Origin of the sequence: Herbaspirillum sp. C7C8 (assembly GCF_022627875.1) — a bacterium.
Taxonomy (GTDB): domain Bacteria; phylum Pseudomonadota; class Gammaproteobacteria; order Burkholderiales; family Burkholderiaceae_D; genus Herbaspirillum.
Genome location: NZ_JABXGG010000013.1, coordinates 40513 through 57446, shown reverse-complemented (window position 1 = coordinate 57446; position 16934 = coordinate 40513). Strand labels below are relative to the sequence as shown.

Genomic DNA, 16934 nt, shown 5'->3' with positions numbered 1-16934 from the left:
ATACTGCGCAGCAGCGTCTTTGCGGGTTGCCCAAATGTCGTCCTTGCCCGTACCATGTGTTTTCCTTCCTGCAAAGCAGGCGTGGAGGAGGCATCCAGAGCGGCTGCGGTCAGGATCAGTTATCCTGTTGCCCCCATGAATTGGATTTTCCCGGCGTCATCGCCTACAGTCAAAACAGCTTCATATAACCAAACCAGGACGACATCATGAAAGTCTCTGAAATCCTCAAGGTCAAAGGCAACATCCTCTTCACCGTCACGCCGGATACCCCGATTCAGGAGGCCGTGGCCGCCATGGCCGAGAAAGACATCGGCTCGCTGGTCGTCATGGAATACGGCGACCTGGTCGGCATGCTGACCTTCCGCGAAGTGCTGCTGACGCTGCACAAGAACGGTGGCGAGCTGGGCGGTTCGACCGTGCGCAAGCACATGAACGATGCGCCCATCACCGTGACCCCCGATACCGACCTCAACGAAGTGCGCCGCATCATGCTGGAAAAACACGCGCGCTACGTGCCGGTGATGGAGGCGCGCACGGTGCTGGGCGTGATGTCCTTCTACGACGTGGCCAAGGCGGTGCTGGATGCGCAGGGCTTCGAGAACAAGATGCTCAAGGCCTACATCCGCGACTGGCCGGCCGAGGAAGAAGAGCGCGAAGGCAACAGCTGAGCCTCTGGTGTTGCTCCGGGAGTCCCCGCCTGCCCGGTGCAGGCGGCGCTGTCATGACCGTTCCTGCTGGAGCGGTTTTTTATTGTTCCGCGCTTCCTGCCCTTTGGTGTTGTTGTCAATCCTGTCTGATGCAGCGTAGGCTGCCCGCTTTCTCCCTCACCTGATTGCCCATGCAAAAGAACAGCCAGTTCACGCTTTTCACTCAACGGCGCTTCGCTCCCTTCTTCTGGACCCAGTTCCTCGGCGCCCTGAATGACAACGTGTTCAAGACGGCGCTGCTGACCATCCTCACCTATGACGCGCTGGCGTGGACGGACATGGATCCGGGCCTGCTCAACAACCTCATTCCGGGTTTGTTCATCCTGCCGTTCTTCCTGTTCTCGGCCACCTCCGGCCAACTGGCCGACAAGCTGGAAAAGGGCAGGGTGGCGCGCTTCGTGAAGCTGCTCGAAATCGCCATCATGGGCATCGCCGCCTATGGCTGGATGACGCATCACCTGTGGCTGCTCATTGCCGCAGTGGTCGGCATGGGCATCCATTCCACTCTGTTCGGACCGGTGAAATACGCCTATTTGCCGCAGCAGTTGAGGCGCGAGGAACTGGTGGGCGGCAATGGTCTGATCGAGATGGGTACCTTCGTCGGCATCCTGCTGGGTGAAATCCTGGGCGCGGTGCTGGTGGTACACAAGCCCTGGGGCCTGCACCTGGTGGCCGGCATGACCATCGGGATTGCCGTGCTGGGCTGGCTGGCGAGCCTGCGTATTCCGCTTTCGCCGGCCCCCGTGCCGGAGTTGAAGGTGAACTGGAATCCCTTCACCGAGACCGTGCGCAACATCGGTTTTTCGCGCCGCAACCGGCCGGTGTTCCTGTCGCTCTTGGGCAATTCCTGGTTCTGGTTCTATGGCGCCATCATGCTGGCGCAATTCCCGGTCTACGCGAAGAATTACCTGCATGGCGACCACAGTGTCTTCGTGCTGCTGCTGGCGGTGTTCTCGGTCGGTATCGGCGTCGGTTCGCTGCTGTGCGAGCGGCTCTCCGGCCACAAGGTGGAAATCGGGCTGGTGCCCTTCGGCTCGATTGGCCTCTCGGTGTTCGGGCTGGAACTGTATTTCGCCAGTCAGGCTTACGTCACTCCAGCGGCCATGCTGGACCTGGGCGGCTTCCTGGCGCAGGGCGGCAGCTGGCGCATTCTGGTCGATTGCCTGGGCATCGGCCTGTTCGGCGGGCTCTACATCGTGCCGCTGTTTGCGCTCATCCAGACCCGCTGCGACCCAGCCCACGTCTCCCGCACCATCGCCGGGATGAACATCATGAATGCGCTCTTCATGGTGGTGTCGGCCCTGGTGGCGATGGTGTTGTTGAAGGCGGGGCTGACCATTCCGCAGATCTTCCTGGCCACGGCCATCATGAATGGCGTGGTGGCGGTCTACATCTTCTCGCTGGTACCGGAATTCCTGATCCGCTTCCTGGCATGGATCCTGATCCATACCTTCTATCGCGTGCGCATCATCAATGGCCAGGCCATTCCTGAGGAGGGGCCGGCGGTGCTGGTGTGCAACCACGTCAGCTACGTGGATGCGATTGCCATCATGGCGGCCAGCCCGCGCCCGGTACGCTTCGTGATGGATCACCAGATCTTCAGGATTCCGGTGATGTCCTGGCTGTTCCGCAACGTGCGTGCCATCCCGATTGCACCGGTCAAGGAAGACCCGTGGCTGACCGAAAAAGCCTTCGTCGATATCGCCCAGGCCCTGCATGAAGGGGAGCTGGTGTGCATCTTCCCGGAAGGCAAGCTGACCCGCGATGGCGAGATCAACCCCTTCAAGGGCGGCGTGCAGAAGATCATCGACCGCAGCCCGGTGCCGGTCTTGCCCATGGCCCTGCGCGGGCTGTGGGGCAGCCTGTTCTCGCGCGACCCCAGCAATCCGGTGGCGCGCACCTTCAAGCGCGGACTGTTCTCGCGCCTGGAACTGGCAGTGGGCGAGCCGATCGCGCCCGCAGCGGTCAGCCCGGAGGGCCTGCAGGAGCAGGTCAGGGTGCTGCGCGGCGACTGGAAATAAGCCTGCCGGGGCGAGCGCGCCGCCTGGCGCGGCTCGTCGGCAGCCCCCGAGGCTGGTAGAATCGCGGCTTCCCCCAATTTTTGCGCGAATTCCATCATGTCCGGCAATACCTTCGGCACGCTCTTCACCGTCACCACTTTCGGCGAATCCCACGGCCCGGCCATCGGCTGCGTGATCGATGGCTGCCCCCCGGGCATGACGCTCTCCGAAGCCGACATCCAGCCCGAACTGGATCGCCGCCGTCCCGGGACTTCGCGCCACGTGACCCAGCGTCAGGAGCCGGATACGGTGGAGATCCTCTCCGGCGTCTACGAAGGCAAGACCACCGGCACCCCGATTGCGCTCTTGATCCGCAACCAGGACCAGCGCAGCAAGGATTACGGCAACATCCTCGATACCTTCCGTCCCGGCCATGCCGACTACACCTACTGGCACAAGTACGGCATCCGCGATCCGCGCGGCGGCGGTCGTTCCTCGGCGCGCCTGACCGCTCCGGTAGTGGGTGCGGCGGCCATCGCCAAGAAGTGGCTGTTCGAGAAATATGGCACCACCTTCAAGGGCTGCATGAGCCAGCTGGGCGAGATCGCGATTCCCTTCGAATCCTGGGAACACGTGCCCGACAACCCCTTCTTCGCCGCCAACGCCAGCATCATCGGGCGCCTGGAAGACTACATGGATGCCCTGCGCAAGGACGGTGACTCCATCGGTGCGCGCATCGACGTGGTGGCGCAGAACGTCCCGGTGGGACTGGGCGAGCCGCTGTACGACAAGCTCGATGCCGAGATCGCCTATGCGCTCATGGGCATCAATGCCGTCAAGGGCGTGGAGATCGGTGCCGGTTTCGCTTCGGTGGCGCAAAAGGGCTCCGAGCACGGTGATGCGCTGACCCCGCAAGGTTTCGTCGGCAACAATGCCGGCGGCATCCTGGGCGGCATCTCGACCGGTCAGGACATCACGGCCTCCATCGCCATCAAGCCGACCTCCAGCATCCGCACGCCGCGCCCGTCCATCGACAAGAACGGCCAGCCGATCTCGGTGGAAACCTTCGGTCGCCACGATCCTTGCGTGGGCATCCGTGCTACGCCCATTGCCGAAGCCATGCTGGCGCTGGTGTTGATGGATCACGCCCTGCGTCATCGCGCACAATGCGGCGATGTGAAGGTGGAGACCCCGGCCCTGCGCTGACAGGCCGGGCAGCCTTGCCAGCAAGCCGGCCATCGCGCATGCGGTCGCCGGTTTTTTCTTGTCTGAAACAATTTGCAAAGAGCCGGGTCGAAGCGGCTCAAGGCTGACTGGCGGCAGCACGCACGCCGGCAGACCGACCCCGGGATCAAGATCAATTATTCAATGGAGGCGGGCATGAAGCTCAACCCTATCGTCAAGAACAGCCTGTTGGCCGCAGCCCTGGTGGGCCTGGTGGCCTGCGAAACCGTACAGACCACCCAGGGCGGTGCCGTCGGCATCGACCGCAAGCAGCAGATGCTGGTGTCCTCGGCCGAGATGGAGGCCGCCTCCACCAAGGAATACGCCCAGGTACTGGCCGAAGCCAAGAGCAAGGGCCTGCTCAATCGCAATGCGGCCCAGGTGCGACGCGTGCGCGCCATTGCCAGTCGCCTGATCCCGCAGACTGGGGTGTTCCGCCCGGATGCCTTGAAGTGGAACTGGGAAGTCAACGTACTGAGCTCCGACGAGACCAATGCCTGGTGCATGCCCGGTGGCAAGATCGCGGTCTATACCGGCCTGATCGACAAGCTCAAGATCACCGACGATGAGCTGGCCGCCGTCATGGGCCACGAGATCGCCCACGCCCTGCGTGAACACGCGCGCGAGCGCGCTTCGCAGCAGGTGGTGGCCAATTCGGCCATCTCGATTGGCGCGGCGCTGCTGGGGCTGGGCGATGTCGGCAAGCAGGGCGGGCAATACCTCTACATGGGCCTGATGGGCTTGCCCAATTCGCGCGCCAATGAAACCGAGGCCGACCGCATCGGCGTGGAACTGGCTGCGCGCGGCGGCTATGACCCCAAGGCCGCCGTCACGCTGTGGCAGAAGATGGCCAGCCTGGGCGGCGACGAGCCGATGAAGTTCATGTCCACCCACCCCTCCAGCAGCGAGCGCATCGCCGACCTGACGGTCTACGCCCAGCGCGTGGAGCCGCTGTACCAGCAGACCCGCAAGCACTGATCCGGGCTGTCCTGCCTGGCGAGCCACCGGCATTTCTTCCAGCTCCGGAAGAAATGCCGGTTTTTTCATGGCTGCCGCACTTGCTGCGCTTTTTCTGCTGCTTTGCAGCATTATTCCCTGTTGTTGCGACGCGGCGGAAAACACGGCGGGGAGGTCAGACCTGTCGCTTTATGGCATAATCAAAAGCTATTTTTCCCGTTCAGCATCCCTTTTTCGATTCCGCCGGACCGCAACATGCTCAAGACGCTCTACGACAAACTCTGGGAGTCGCACGTCGTTCATACGGAAGATGACGGTACCGCCATCCTGTATATCGACCGCCACCTGCTCCATGAAGTGACCAGCCCGCAAGCCTTCGAAGGCCTCAAGCTAGCCGGTCGCCAACCCTGGCGGAACTCGGCCAACCTGATGGTGGCGGACCACAACGTCCCCACCACCGACCGCGCCCAAGGCATCGCCGACCCCATCTCGCGCCTGCAGGTCGAAACCCTGGATGGCAACGCAAAAGAATTCAGCCTGACGTACTTCGGCATGAACGACAAGCGTCAAGGCATCGTGCACGTGATCGGCCCCGAACAGGGCGCCACCTTGCCGGGCATGACGGTGGTCTGCGGTGATTCGCACACTTCCACCCACGGCGCGTTTGCCGCGCTGGCCCATGGCATCGGCACCTCCGAAGTCGAACACGTGCTGGCCACGCAGACCCTGCTGGCGCGCAAGTCCAAGGCCATGCTGGTGCAGGTCGATGGTGCGCTGCCCGCTGGCGTGACCGCCAAGGACATCGTGCTGGCCGTGATCGGCAAGATCGGTACCGCAGGCGGCACCGGCTACGCGATCGAATTCGCTGGCTCGACCATCCGCTCGCTGTCCATGGAAGGCCGCATGACGGTCTGCAACATGGCCATCGAAGCAGGCGCCCGTGCCGGCATGGTGGCCTTCGACGACACCACGCTGGAATACCTGAAGGGTCGTCCCTTCTCGCCCTCCGGCCCGCACTGGGAGCGCGCCGTCTCGTACTGGCGCACGCTGCATTCGGACCCGGGCTCCAAGTTCGACATGGTGGTGACCCTGAACGCCGCCGAGATCAAGCCGCAAGTCACCTGGGGCACTTCGCCCGAGATGGTGGTGGCGGTCGACGCCCGCGTCCCTGATCCCGACAAGGAAAAGGATCCGACCAAGCGCGACGGCATGGAAAAGGCGCTGGCCTACATGGCCTTGAAGCCCAATACCCCCATTGAAGATATCCGCATCGACAAGGTCTTCATCGGTTCCTGCACCAACTCCCGCATCGAAGACCTGCGCGAAGCCGCCAAGGTCGTGCGCGGCAAGTTCCGCGCCTCCAATGTCAAGCTGGCGATGGTGGTGCCGGGTTCCGGTCTGGTCAAGGAGCAGGCTGAACGTGAAGGCCTGGACAAGATCTTCCGCGATGCCGGTTTCGAATGGCGCGAACCGGGCTGCTCCATGTGCCTGGCCATGAATGCCGACCGCCTGGAACCGGGCGAGCGCTGCGCTTCGACCTCGAACCGCAATTTCGAAGGTCGTCAGGGTGCCGGTGGTCGTACCCACCTGGTGAGCCCGGCCATGGCAGCCGCAGCGGGCATTGCCGGTCATTTCGTGGATGTGCGTTCGCTGTAATCCCCTGCTTGTGTGAATCTTTTCGAGAGGACAAACATGAAAAAAATCTCCGCTCTGGTTCTGCTGGCCGTTACCCTGGGTGCGCTGGCCGGTTGCAATACCGTCAACGGTTTCGGCAAGGATGTCGAAAAGGTCGGCGAAAAGATGCAGGACGCCAGCAAGAAATAAGCAGAAATCAGCAGGATCAGACAGTGCAAGGCTGCGGCCAGCGTGCCGCAGCTTCAGTTTTTGAACAGGAAACAGGAAGGGTAGGGCAGAGCAATCGCCCCGCCGACCCAAGGTCAAGCTCATGAATAAATTTATCGTGCATGAAGGACTGGTGGCGCCGCTGGATCGCGCCAACGTCGATACCGATGCGATCATCCCCAAGCAGTTCCTGAAGTCGATCAAGCGCAGCGGCTTCGGCCCCAACCTGTTCGACGAATGGCGTTACCTGGATCACGGCGAGCCGGGCATGGACAATTCCAAGCGCCCGCTGAACCCGGATTTCGTGCTCAACCAGGAGCGCTACCAGGGGTCGTCCATCCTGCTGTCGCGCAAGAACTTCGGCTGCGGCTCCTCGCGTGAACACGCGCCGTGGGCGCTGGACCAGTACGGCTTTCGCGCCGTGATCGCGCCCAGCTTCGCCGACATCTTCTTCAACAACTGCTACAAGAACGGTCTGCTGCCCATCGTCCTGAGCGAGCAGCAGGTCGATCACCTGTTCAATGAAGTCAAGGCCTTCCCCGGCTATCGCCTGGTCATCGACCTGGAAAAGCAGACCGTCAGCACCACCAATGGCAGTGCCGTCTATCCGTTCGAGATCAGCGAATTCCGCAAGTACTGCCTGTTGAACGGCTTCGACGACATTGGTCTGACCCTACGCAAAGCCGACACCATTCGTGCCTACGAAGAGAAACACCTGCACGAACAGCCCTGGCTGAGCAACACGATCTGAAGTGATCGTCGAGACAACAGCAAAGGGCGGTCAGATGGCCGCCCTTGTCGTTACTATTCCAAGAACGCTGGAAACACTGAGAAAGAGAAGCCATGAAGATTGCTATCCTGCCGGGTGACGGCATCGGTCCTGAAATCGTCGATGAGGCCGTCCGCGTGCTCAACGCCCTGGACGAGAAGTTCGAAATGGAAACCGCCCCCGTCGGCGGCGCCGGCTATGAAGCCCACGGCCACCCGCTGCCGGACGGTACCCTGAAGCTGGCCAAGGAAGCCGACGCCATTCTCTTCGGTGCGGTCGGCGACTGGAAGTATGACAAGCTGGAACGCGCTCTGCGCCCCGAGCAAGCCATCCTGGGCCTGCGCAAGCACCTGCAGCTGTTTGCCAACTTCCGCCCGGCGATCTGCTATCCGGAACTGACCGGCGCTTCTTCGCTGAAGCCCGAGCTGGTGGCCAACCTGGACATCCTGATCGTGCGCGAACTGAACGGCGACATCTATTTCGGCCAGCCGCGCGGCATGCGCGAGGCACCGGACGGTCCTTTCAAGGGCGCCCGTGAAGGTTTTGATACCATGCGCTATTCGGAACCGGAAATCCGCCGCATCGCCCACGTCGCCTTCCAGGCGGCCGCCAAGCGCGGCAAGCGCCTGTGCAGCGTGGACAAGGCCAACGTGCTGGAAACCTTCCAGTTCTGGAAGGACATCGTCACCGAAGTCGGCAAGGAATATCCGGATGTCGAGCTGTCGCACATGTACGTGGACAACGCCGCCATGCAGCTGGTGAAAGCCCCGAAGAACTTCGACGTCATCGTCACCGGCAACATGTTCGGCGACATCCTCTCGGACGCGGCGGCGATGCTGACCGGTTCCATCGGCATGTTGCCCTCGGCCTCGCTGGATGCCAACAACAAGGGCCTGTATGAACCTTCGCACGGTTCGGCACCCGACATCGCGGGCAAGGGCATCGCCAATCCGCTGGCGACCATCCTGTCGGCGGCGATGATGCTGCGCTTCTCCTTGAACCGTGCCGAACAGGCCGACCGCATCGAGAATGCAGTGAAGAAAGTGCTTGCGCAAGGTCTGCGCACCGCCGATATTTATGAAGAAGGCTGCACCAAGGTCAACACCCAGCAGATGGGGCAAGCCGTGGTCAAGGCCCTCGCCTGAGATCAACGTCGCCTGGCCGTGCCCCAAGCGGTGCGGCCGGGTGCTTGAAATGCCGGATGGTCCGGCGCAATTGTGTTCAATCTGATTTGTTCACCATGGAAGTTCTAAATAGGGAAAGATGATGAAACTGGTTGGTTTGGTTGGCTGGCGTGGAATGGTGGGTTCGGTCCTGATGCAGCGCATGCAGGACGAAGGTGATTTCGATCACATCGAACCGGTGTTTTTCTCGACTTCGAATGCGGGCGGCAAGGCACCGTCGTTTGCCAAAACGGCAACGACCCTGAAAGACGCCAACAGCATTGAAGAGCTGAAGAAATGCGACATCATCATCACCGCACAAGGCGGCGACTACACCAATGAGATCTTCCCCAAGCTGCGCGCCGCTGGCTGGGATGGCTACTGGATCGACGCTGCTTCCTCGCTGCGCATGAAGGATGATGCCGTGATCGTGCTCGATCCGGTGAACAAGAACGTCATCAAGGACGCACTGGCCAAGGGCGTGAAGAACTACATCGGCGGCAACTGCACCAACTCCATCCTGCTGATGGGCGTGGGCGGCCTGTTCAAGGAAGGTCTGGTCGAGTGGGTCAGCTCCATGACCTACCAGGCGGCCTCCGGCGGCGGCGCCAATCACATGCGCGAGCTGTTGAAGGGCATGGGCGTCATCAACGCGGCCGTGGCCGACGAGCTGGCGACCCCGTCCTCGGCCATCCTGGACATCGACCGCAAGGTGGCCAAGACCATCCGTGAAGACGTGCCCACCGAGTTCTTCGGCGCGCCCCTGGCAGGTGGCCTGATCCCCTGGATCGACGCCCAGCTGGAAAACGGCCAGTCCAAGGAAGAGTGGAAGGGCCAGGCTGAAGTCAACAAGATCCTGGGCAACGAGCAGATCATCCCGGTCGATGGCCTGTGTGTGCGAATCGGCGCCATGCGCTGCCACAGCCTGGCGCTGACCATCAAGTTGAAGCGCGACCTGCCCCTGGCTGACATCGAGTCCATCATCCGTGCCGGCAACCCTTGGGTGAAGTGGGTCCCCAATGACCGCGCCATCACGGTCAAGGAACTGACCCCGGCGGCCATCACCGGTGGCCTGGAAATCGGCGTGGGCCGTGTGCGCAAGCTCAACCAGGGCCCGGAATACATCTCCGCCTTCGTCATCGGCGACCAGCTGCTGTGGGGCGCGGCCGAACCGCTGCGCCGCATGCTGCGCATCATCCTGGGCAACCTGGAGTGATGTCGGCGACCGGGAAAATCCCGGTCAGTTGCGCCGCGGCGTTGCTGCAATGCGAATAGGACTTGCCTTACGCGTTGTCAGTCTGCAACAATAGCCCGCCAGCGTCCATGCGAATGGATGCTGGCGGGTTTTTCTCATCTTGAGAAAGTAAGTACACTTGCGGGTGTAAGTTCTTGATGTTAATTTGAAAAGCCAATTCATTTCATGAAAGCCAACATGTGGCAGCGCCCTAGCAGAGCGCCTGCTGGATTTGATGAAATGGATCTGCTCCGGACCGCTGGCCTGCAAGAAAAGGCGTGACAACAGCAAGCCAGCACGGACCGGAGTGGCGCGGGCCGGCTGCACAGGCCGCGCGGCATCTGCCCCATTCACGGATCTGTAGGGCATTTCCAGGCCAGTACCGGCTTGAACGCCAGCGTGACGGGTTTGAAGCGCAACGTTTCTCTAAGCCAAACAAAACATGCCTGTACATACCAACAAGAAGCTTCCCTTGTCCCGGATGAAGACCCTGAGCGCCGCCATTGCCCTGGCCATGGCCTTGCCGCTGGGGGCGCATGCCGCGGCCCTGGGCAAGCTGACCGTGCTTTCGTCGCTGGGCCAGCCCTTGCGCGCCGAGATCGAGGTGACTGCCGTGAGTGCCGACGAAGCCGGCAAGCTCACCGCGCGCCTGGCATCGGCCGACGCCTTCCGCCGCGCCAACATGGACTACAACCCGGTGTTGAGTTCTTTGTCCATCGTGCTGGAACAGCGCCAGGGGCGGCATGTGATCCGCATCAGTTCGTCCCAGCCGGTCAGCGATCCCTTCGTCGACCTGCTGCTGGAGCTCGATTCCGGTCAGGCCCGGCAACTGCGTGAATACACCTTCCTGCTGGATCCGCCCGACAGCAAGACCCCGCGCAATGCCCAGGTGGCACCGCTGACGCCGAGCAATGCGGAGGCCGCTGCGGCCGCTGCCGCACCGGCAGCGGCAAGTGCTGCGCCGGCCCCGGCACCAGCACCAGCACCGGCCGCAACGGCAGCGCCTGCTGCGGCGGAACCCCCGCCTGCTGCGGCACCCAGTGCGGCGATCCCGTTCAGTAGCGAAGAGCCGACCAGCACCATCGTGCAGCGTCCCGCTCCTTCCGCTCTGGCTGAAGAACTGATCCGTCGCCAGCAGGCCTCGCCCGAAAATACGCCGGCTTCGGCCAGCCCCGATGCGATGGCGGCGGCACCGGCAGGCCCTGCCGCCTCCGGCAGCGTCGCGGCACCCGCTGCGGCGCCTGCGAGCGCTGGCAAGAGCGGCGATTACCGCGTCAAGCCCGGTGACACGCTCAGCGCCATCGCCACGCGCAACCAGCAGGCCAATGTCTCGCTGGACCAGATGCTCATTGCGCTGTACCGGGCCAATCCCGATGCCTTCCAGGGCAACAACATCAACCGCCTGCGCGCGGGCAAGATCCTGTCCATCCCCGACCAGCCGACGGCGGCGGCGGTGGACCGCGACGAGGCACGCAGCATGGTGGTCGCACAAGCCCAGGACTTCAACGCCTATCGCAACAAGCTGGCGGGCCAGGTCGCCAATGGGCCGGCCGGCAAGGCTGGCAGCAACCGCCAGAGTGGTGGTGGCAAGATTACGGCACGTGTGGAGGAGCGTTCCGGTACCGGGCAAGCGCGTGACCGCCTGGAGCTCTCGCGTGCCAACAAGGGCCGTGGCAAGACCGGTAACGCCGGCGCTGCCGAAGAGAAGGCCGCCGCCGAACGCGCTCTGGCCGACGCCAATGACCGCGTCAAGGACCTGGAAAAGAACGTCGACAACCTCCAGAAGTTGCTGGAGCTGAAGAACCAGACCATCGCCGAACTGACTGCCCAGCAGCAGAAGCAGGCCGACCCCGCCAAGCCGGGCGCTGCCGCCACTGACAAGCCTGCAGAGGGTGACCAGAGCAAGCCCGGGGAGCCGCCGGCCACGGCTGCGGCACCGGCTACGCCGGCACCTGCGGACAAGTCCGCCAAGTCCGGCGGTTTCCTCGACAAGATCAAGGACAATCCCTACGTGCTGGCCGGTGCCGGCGTCCTGGTGGCGCTGCTGGCCGCAGGCGGGGGCGTGGTGGCCATGCGTCGCCGCAAGAAGAAGTCCGAGGACGGCCCGGCCGAGCCGGCCAGCGAGCCTGAGCCTGCCCCCTCACCCGAACCCGTGGCAGCGGCCGTCGCTGCCGTTGCACCTGAACCTGAGCCTGAGCCTGAACCGGCTCCGTCTTCCGAGCCCGCTCCCGCCCCTGTGCCGGCCGTCGAGGCCGTGGCAGCCCCCGTGGAGGAGGCCCCGGTCGATCCGCTCGCCGAGGCCGACATGTACATCGCCTATGGCCGCGACGAACAGGCCGAGGATATCCTCAAGCTGGCTCTGCAGGCTCAGCCCGAGCGTCAGGCCCTGCATGCCAAGCTGCTGGAGATTTATGCCAAGCGTGGTGACGTCGCCAGCTTCAACCGCGTCGCCCTTAACCTGCATGCCTTGAGCGGCGGCCTCAACGAAGCCTGGGTCAAGGCGGCCGCACTGGGTCTGACCATCGATCCGACCAATCCGCTCTACGGCGGCACGCCGGCCGAGCCGGTCGCGGAAGAAGAGCCGGGCATGGAATTCGATCTGTCCGACTTCAAGGCCGCCGAGCTCCAGCCCGAAGCCGAACCGGCAGCCAAACCGGTGGCGGCGCCCATGGACCTGGGCAAGGATATCGATTTCGACCTCGATCTGGAAAACGGTGCCAAGCCGGATGCCGACGAGCCCATCCTGCCGGTCTCCGGCGTGGCGGCTTCGGCGTCCATGCTGCTGGACAGCAAGGAAGATGCGCCTGCGGCCAGCTCCCTGGCCGACCTGGACCTGAGCCTGCCGGAAGACACCCCGGCGCCCTCGGCGGCCAATATCCTGGAAGAGGACGAGGAGTCGGCCTTCGAACAGGAAATGACCACCAAGCTGGACCTGGCCGCCGCCTATGAGGAAATCGGCGACAAGGATGGCGCCCGTGAACTGCTGGAAGAAGTGATGCGCGGTGGCAACGACGCCCAGGTGGCACGCGCCAAGTCCATGATCGCCGCCCTCGGCTGAGGCCGGTGCCGGGAGCGATTACAATAGCGTCATCTCGCGGGCAGCTCGCATGAGCTGCCCGTTCGTTTTTTTTCGTGCCGCCGGATAGGGTGGTGTGCAGCCTGTATGAAGCTTTCTGCACCCATCCACCGTCCATCAGGCGCTGGCGGCGGGCAGTGAACATCCATGACAGAACTTTCTTTCCCATCCGCGGGCCTGCGTCGCGTCGTGCTGGGCGTGCAATACGATGGCGCCCGCTGGCAGGGCTGGCAGACCCAGCCGCACCGCCAGACCGTGCAGGACCAGCTGGAAGCGGCGTTGCAGCGTTTCAGTACCACGCCCATTGCCACGACCTGTGCCGGGCGTACCGATTCGGGTGTGCATGCGCTGGAGCAGATCGTCCATTTCGATACGCCCATTGCCCGCGATGCCTTTTCCTGGGTGCGCGGCACCAATGCCTTCCTGCCGCCCACCATCGCGGTACGCTGGGCCTGCGAACTGCCCTGGGTGGATGATGCCGCCATCGCCGGGGCCAGTGCCGCCGCCCAGGCAGCCGGGCTGCACGGGACCGCGCGGGAAGGTGCCGAGAGCCTGGCGCAATTCGGTTTTCATGCGCGCTTTTCAGCCATCGCCCGGACCTATCACTACGTGCTCTACAACCACGCCGTGCGCTCGCCGCTGCTGGCGGGCAAGGCCGGCTGGACCTTCCGCCCGCTGGATGCGGATCGCATGCACCGGGCTGCGCAACACCTGATCGGTGAACATGACTTCACCAGCTTTCGCGCCGTCGAATGCCAGGCCAAGTCCCCGGTACGCAAGATGGAGAGCATTGCCGTGCGCCGCCACGGTGACATGATCGTCTTCACCCTCAAGGCCAATGCCTTCCTGCACCACATGGTGCGCAACATCGTCGGTTCCTTGATCGTGGTGGGCAGCGGCAAGCAGGATCCCCAATGGATGGGCCAGGTACTGGCCCTGCGCGACCGCAGCCGCGCCGCACCGACCTTCATGCCGGATGGCCTGTACCTGGCGCGGGTCGACTATCCCGATAGCTGGGCGCTGCCGCAGGAGGCGCGCTCCTGGCCCTGGTTGTGAGTGGCGCAGGCAGACCAACCGAAGTTTTCATCCATGAGGCAATGTCCATGAGCTTTCGTACCCGCATCAAGATCTGCGGCCTGACCCGTGAAGAAGATGTGCGCGCCACCGTGGCCGCCGGCGCCGATGCCATGGGGCTGGTGTTCTATCCCAAGAGCCCGCGCTACGTGACCCCGCGGCGCGCCGGCGAACTGGCCCGTGCCGTGCCGCCCTTCGTGAGCATCGTCGGGCTGTTCGTCAATCCGACCCTGGAGGAGGTGCGCCAGGTGCTGGCCGAGACGCCGCTGACGGTGCTGCAATTCCACGGCGACGAGACGCCCGAGCAGTGCGCCGCCATCGCCGAGTCCGTTGTCAGACCCTTCATACGTGCCGCCAGAATAGGAAGCTCGACGCAGCCCGCGGATTTGTTAGAATACGAGCAGGCATATCGCTCCGCCAGTCCCTTGTTCTCCGGACTGCTGCTTGACACCCTGGTCGAGGAGTATGGCGGCAGCGGAAAGGTTTTCGATTGGTCTCTCATTCCAAAAGAACTCGCGCCTCGGGCCGTTTTGAGTGGTGGCTTGAGCGTACACAACGTCACTGAGGCGGTGGTCGGCGTTCGTCCCTACGCGGTCGACATCAGCAGTGGCGTCGAAGCCGCCAAGGGCATCAAGGATGCCGCCAGGATAGCGGCCTTCATCCAGGCCGTGCGTCTGGCGGATGCTACCCCCGCGTAGCACACCCCCCAAGCGTTTCAGAGGAACACCATGAAAGAATTGAATCCCCTCGGCGGTTTCGCCGAGCGTCAGGCCATTCCCGCCGCCGCCCTGCACCAGACGGCCCATTACAACCTGCCTGATGCTCGTGGTCACTTCGGCCCCTACGGCGGCAGCTTCGTCTCCGAAACCCTGACCCTGGCCTTGAACGAGCTGCGCGACGGCTATGCGCGCTACCAGCACGATGAACAGTTCCTCGCTGAATTCCATACCGAACTGAAGCATTTCGTCGGCCGTCCCAGCCCGGTGTACCACGCCAGGCGCTGGTCCGAGATCGCCGGTGGCGCCCAGATCTACTTCAAGCGCGAAGACCTGAACCACACCGGTGCCCACAAGATCAACAACGTGATCGGCCAGGCCTTGCTGGCCAAGCGCATGGGCAAGAAGCGCATCATCGCCGAGACCGGCGCCGGCCAGCACGGCGTGGCCACGGCCACCATCTGCGCGCGCTTCGGCATGGAGTGCATCGTCTATATGGGCAGCGAGGACGTCAAGCGCCAGCTCCAGAACGTCTACCGCATGAACCTGCTGGGTGCCAAGGTGGTGCCGGTGGAGTCCGGTTCCAAGACCCTGAAGGACGCGCTCAACGAAGCCATGCGCGACTGGGTCACCAACGTCGAGACCACTTTCTACATCATCGGCACCGTGGCCGGTCCGCACCCGTATCCGATGATGGTGCGCGACTTCCAGTCGGTGATCGGCAACGAGTGCATCCAGCAGATGCCGGAAATCGCCTCGCGCCAGCCGGATTACGTGGTGGCCTGTGTCGGTGGCGGTTCCAACGCCATGGGCATCTTCTATCCCTACATCGATTATCCCGACGTCAAACTGGTCGGGGTGGAAGCTGCCGGTGATGGTCTGGATACCGGTCGTCACTCGGCTTCACTGACCCTGGGTTCGCCCGGCGTGCTGCACGGCAACCGCACCTACCTGCTGCAGGATGCCAATGGTCAGATCATCGAGACCCATTCGGTCTCGGCCGGCCTGGATTATCCGGGCGTGGGTCCGGAACACGCCTGGTTGAAGGACAGCGCCCGCGCCAGCTATGCCTGCATCACCGATCAAGAGGCGCTGGAAGCCTTCCACAACTGCTGCCGCATCGAAGGCATCATCCCCGCGCTGGAGTCCAGTCATGCCCTGGCCCATGCGGCCAAGCTGGCGGCCACCTTGCCCAAGGACCAGATCGTGCTGGTCAACCTGTCCGGCCGTGGGGACAAGGACATGCACACCGTGCAACAGCACCAGGGTTGACCCCCGGCCTGCCCGCACGTGCCGGCCGGCCCTTCGGGGCCAGTCGGCTGATTCGACAAAAAACTTCATATCACCATGTCCAGAATCCAGACCACCTTCTCCCAACTGGCCCAGCAGAAGCGCAAGGCGCTCATTACCTTCATTACCGCCGGAGACCCGGCCCCCGAGCTCACCGTGCCGCTGCTGCATGCACTGGTGGCCGGTGGTGTCGACATCCTCGAGCTGGGCGTGCCGTTCTCCGACCCCATGGCCGAAGGCCCGGTGATCCAGCGCGCCTGCGAACGCGCCCTCAAATTCGGCATCAGCACCCACGACGTGCTGGGCTATGTGCGTGAATTCCGCAAGACCAACAGCCACACCCCCATCGTGCTGATGGGCTATGCCAACCCCATCGAGCGCTTTGGCGTCGATGCCTTCATCGCAGCGGCCAGCGAAGCGGGCGTGGATGGCACCATCGTGGTGGACTATCCGCCCGAGGAATGTGAAGAATTCGCCCAAAAGATGCAGGCCAGGGGCATGGATCCGATCTTCCTGCTGGCCCCGACCTCGTCGGAAGAACGCATCCGTCAGGTGGCGGCCGTCAGCAGCGGTTTCTGCTACTACGTCTCGTTGAAGGGCGTCACCGGTGCCGGTCATATCGACACCGCCGAGGTGGCCGAGCGTATCGCCGCCATCCGCCAGCACGTGAAGCTGCCCATTGCGGTGGGCTTCGGCATCCGTGATGGCGCCACCGCCCGTACCGTGGGCAGCGTGGCCGATGCCGTCGTGATCGGCAGCCGCATCATTGCCGAACTGGAAAACACCCCCCAGGACAAGGCCTGCGACGCGGTGCAGGCTTTCGTCAGCGATATCCGCCAGGCGCTGGACGCCTGAGCCGCTGCAACCCCGGTCCGGCAGGGC

14 protein-coding genes are annotated in these 16934 nt (G+C 63.4%); all 14 read left to right on the top strand.

The annotated features are described in order from the left end of the window. Nucleotides 1–206 precede the first annotated feature (206 nt). The 14 genes from HWE01_RS15720 (at nucleotide 207) to trpA (ending at nucleotide 16907) form a co-directional block, all read left to right on the top strand. On the top strand, nucleotides 207–668 hold the full coding sequence (locus HWE01_RS15720; RefSeq protein ID WP_008330875.1) for a CBS domain-containing protein: 462 nt from the start codon (nucleotides 207–209) through the stop codon (nucleotides 666–668). 170 nt (nucleotides 669–838) lie between these two features. Then, nucleotides 839–2728, top strand: a complete 1890-nt coding sequence (locus HWE01_RS15715) for an MFS transporter (protein ID WP_241822297.1) — start codon at nucleotides 839–841, stop codon at nucleotides 2726–2728. Between the two features lie 96 nt (nucleotides 2729–2824). Continuing rightward, on the top strand, nucleotides 2825–3913 hold the full coding sequence (gene aroC, locus HWE01_RS15710; protein WP_241822296.1) for a chorismate synthase: 1089 nt from the start codon (nucleotides 2825–2827) through the stop codon (nucleotides 3911–3913). A gap of 174 nt (nucleotides 3914–4087) precedes the next feature. Beyond that, nucleotides 4088–4909 (top strand): M48 family metallopeptidase, encoded by an 822-nt coding sequence (locus tag HWE01_RS15705; protein ID WP_008330872.1) that lies wholly within the window; start codon nucleotides 4088–4090, stop codon nucleotides 4907–4909. A gap of 234 nt (nucleotides 4910–5143) precedes the next feature. Next, on the top strand, nucleotides 5144–6544 hold the full coding sequence (leuC, locus tag HWE01_RS15700) for a 3-isopropylmalate dehydratase large subunit (protein ID WP_008330870.1): 1401 nt from the start codon (nucleotides 5144–5146) through the stop codon (nucleotides 6542–6544). 36 nt (nucleotides 6545–6580) lie between these two features. Then, nucleotides 6581–6712, top strand: a complete 132-nt coding sequence (locus HWE01_RS15695; protein ID WP_008330868.1) for an entericidin A/B family lipoprotein — start codon at nucleotides 6581–6583, stop codon at nucleotides 6710–6712. Nucleotides 6713–6833: 121 nt separating this feature from the next. Beyond that, a complete protein-coding gene (leuD, locus tag HWE01_RS15690; RefSeq protein WP_008330867.1) occupies nucleotides 6834–7481 on the top strand; it encodes a 3-isopropylmalate dehydratase small subunit in 648 nt (215 codons plus the stop codon). A 92-nt stretch (nucleotides 7482–7573) separates the two neighbouring features. Beyond that, the gene (leuB, locus tag HWE01_RS15685; RefSeq protein ID WP_008330866.1) at nucleotides 7574–8644 is read left to right on the top strand and encodes a 3-isopropylmalate dehydrogenase; all 1071 of its coding nucleotides are present in this window, start codon (nucleotides 7574–7576) and stop codon (nucleotides 8642–8644) included. Nucleotides 8645–8765: 121 nt separating this feature from the next. Then, nucleotides 8766–9878, top strand: a complete 1113-nt coding sequence (gene asd / locus HWE01_RS15680; RefSeq protein WP_241822295.1) for an aspartate-semialdehyde dehydrogenase — start codon at nucleotides 8766–8768, stop codon at nucleotides 9876–9878. Nucleotides 9879–10338: 460 nt separating this feature from the next. After that, nucleotides 10339–12954 (top strand): motility hub landmark protein FimV, encoded by a 2616-nt coding sequence (locus HWE01_RS15675; protein WP_241822294.1) that lies wholly within the window; start codon nucleotides 10339–10341, stop codon nucleotides 12952–12954. Between the two features lie 165 nt (nucleotides 12955–13119). Beyond that, nucleotides 13120–14028 carry a tRNA pseudouridine synthase A gene (locus tag HWE01_RS15670; protein ID WP_241822293.1) on the top strand — a complete coding sequence of 303 codons (909 nt, stop codon included), beginning with the start codon at nucleotides 13120–13122 and terminating at the stop codon, nucleotides 14026–14028. A gap of 47 nt (nucleotides 14029–14075) precedes the next feature. Beyond that, on the top strand, nucleotides 14076–14744 hold the full coding sequence (locus tag HWE01_RS15665) for a phosphoribosylanthranilate isomerase (RefSeq protein ID WP_241822292.1): 669 nt from the start codon (nucleotides 14076–14078) through the stop codon (nucleotides 14742–14744). A 30-nt stretch (nucleotides 14745–14774) separates the two neighbouring features. Continuing rightward, the gene (gene trpB / locus HWE01_RS15660; RefSeq protein ID WP_241822291.1) at nucleotides 14775–16034 is read left to right on the top strand and encodes a tryptophan synthase subunit beta; all 1260 of its coding nucleotides are present in this window, start codon (nucleotides 14775–14777) and stop codon (nucleotides 16032–16034) included. Between the two features lie 75 nt (nucleotides 16035–16109). Beyond that, the gene (trpA, locus tag HWE01_RS15655; RefSeq protein ID WP_241822290.1) at nucleotides 16110–16907 is read left to right on the top strand and encodes a tryptophan synthase subunit alpha; all 798 of its coding nucleotides are present in this window, start codon (nucleotides 16110–16112) and stop codon (nucleotides 16905–16907) included. Nucleotides 16908–16934 lie beyond the last annotated feature (27 nt).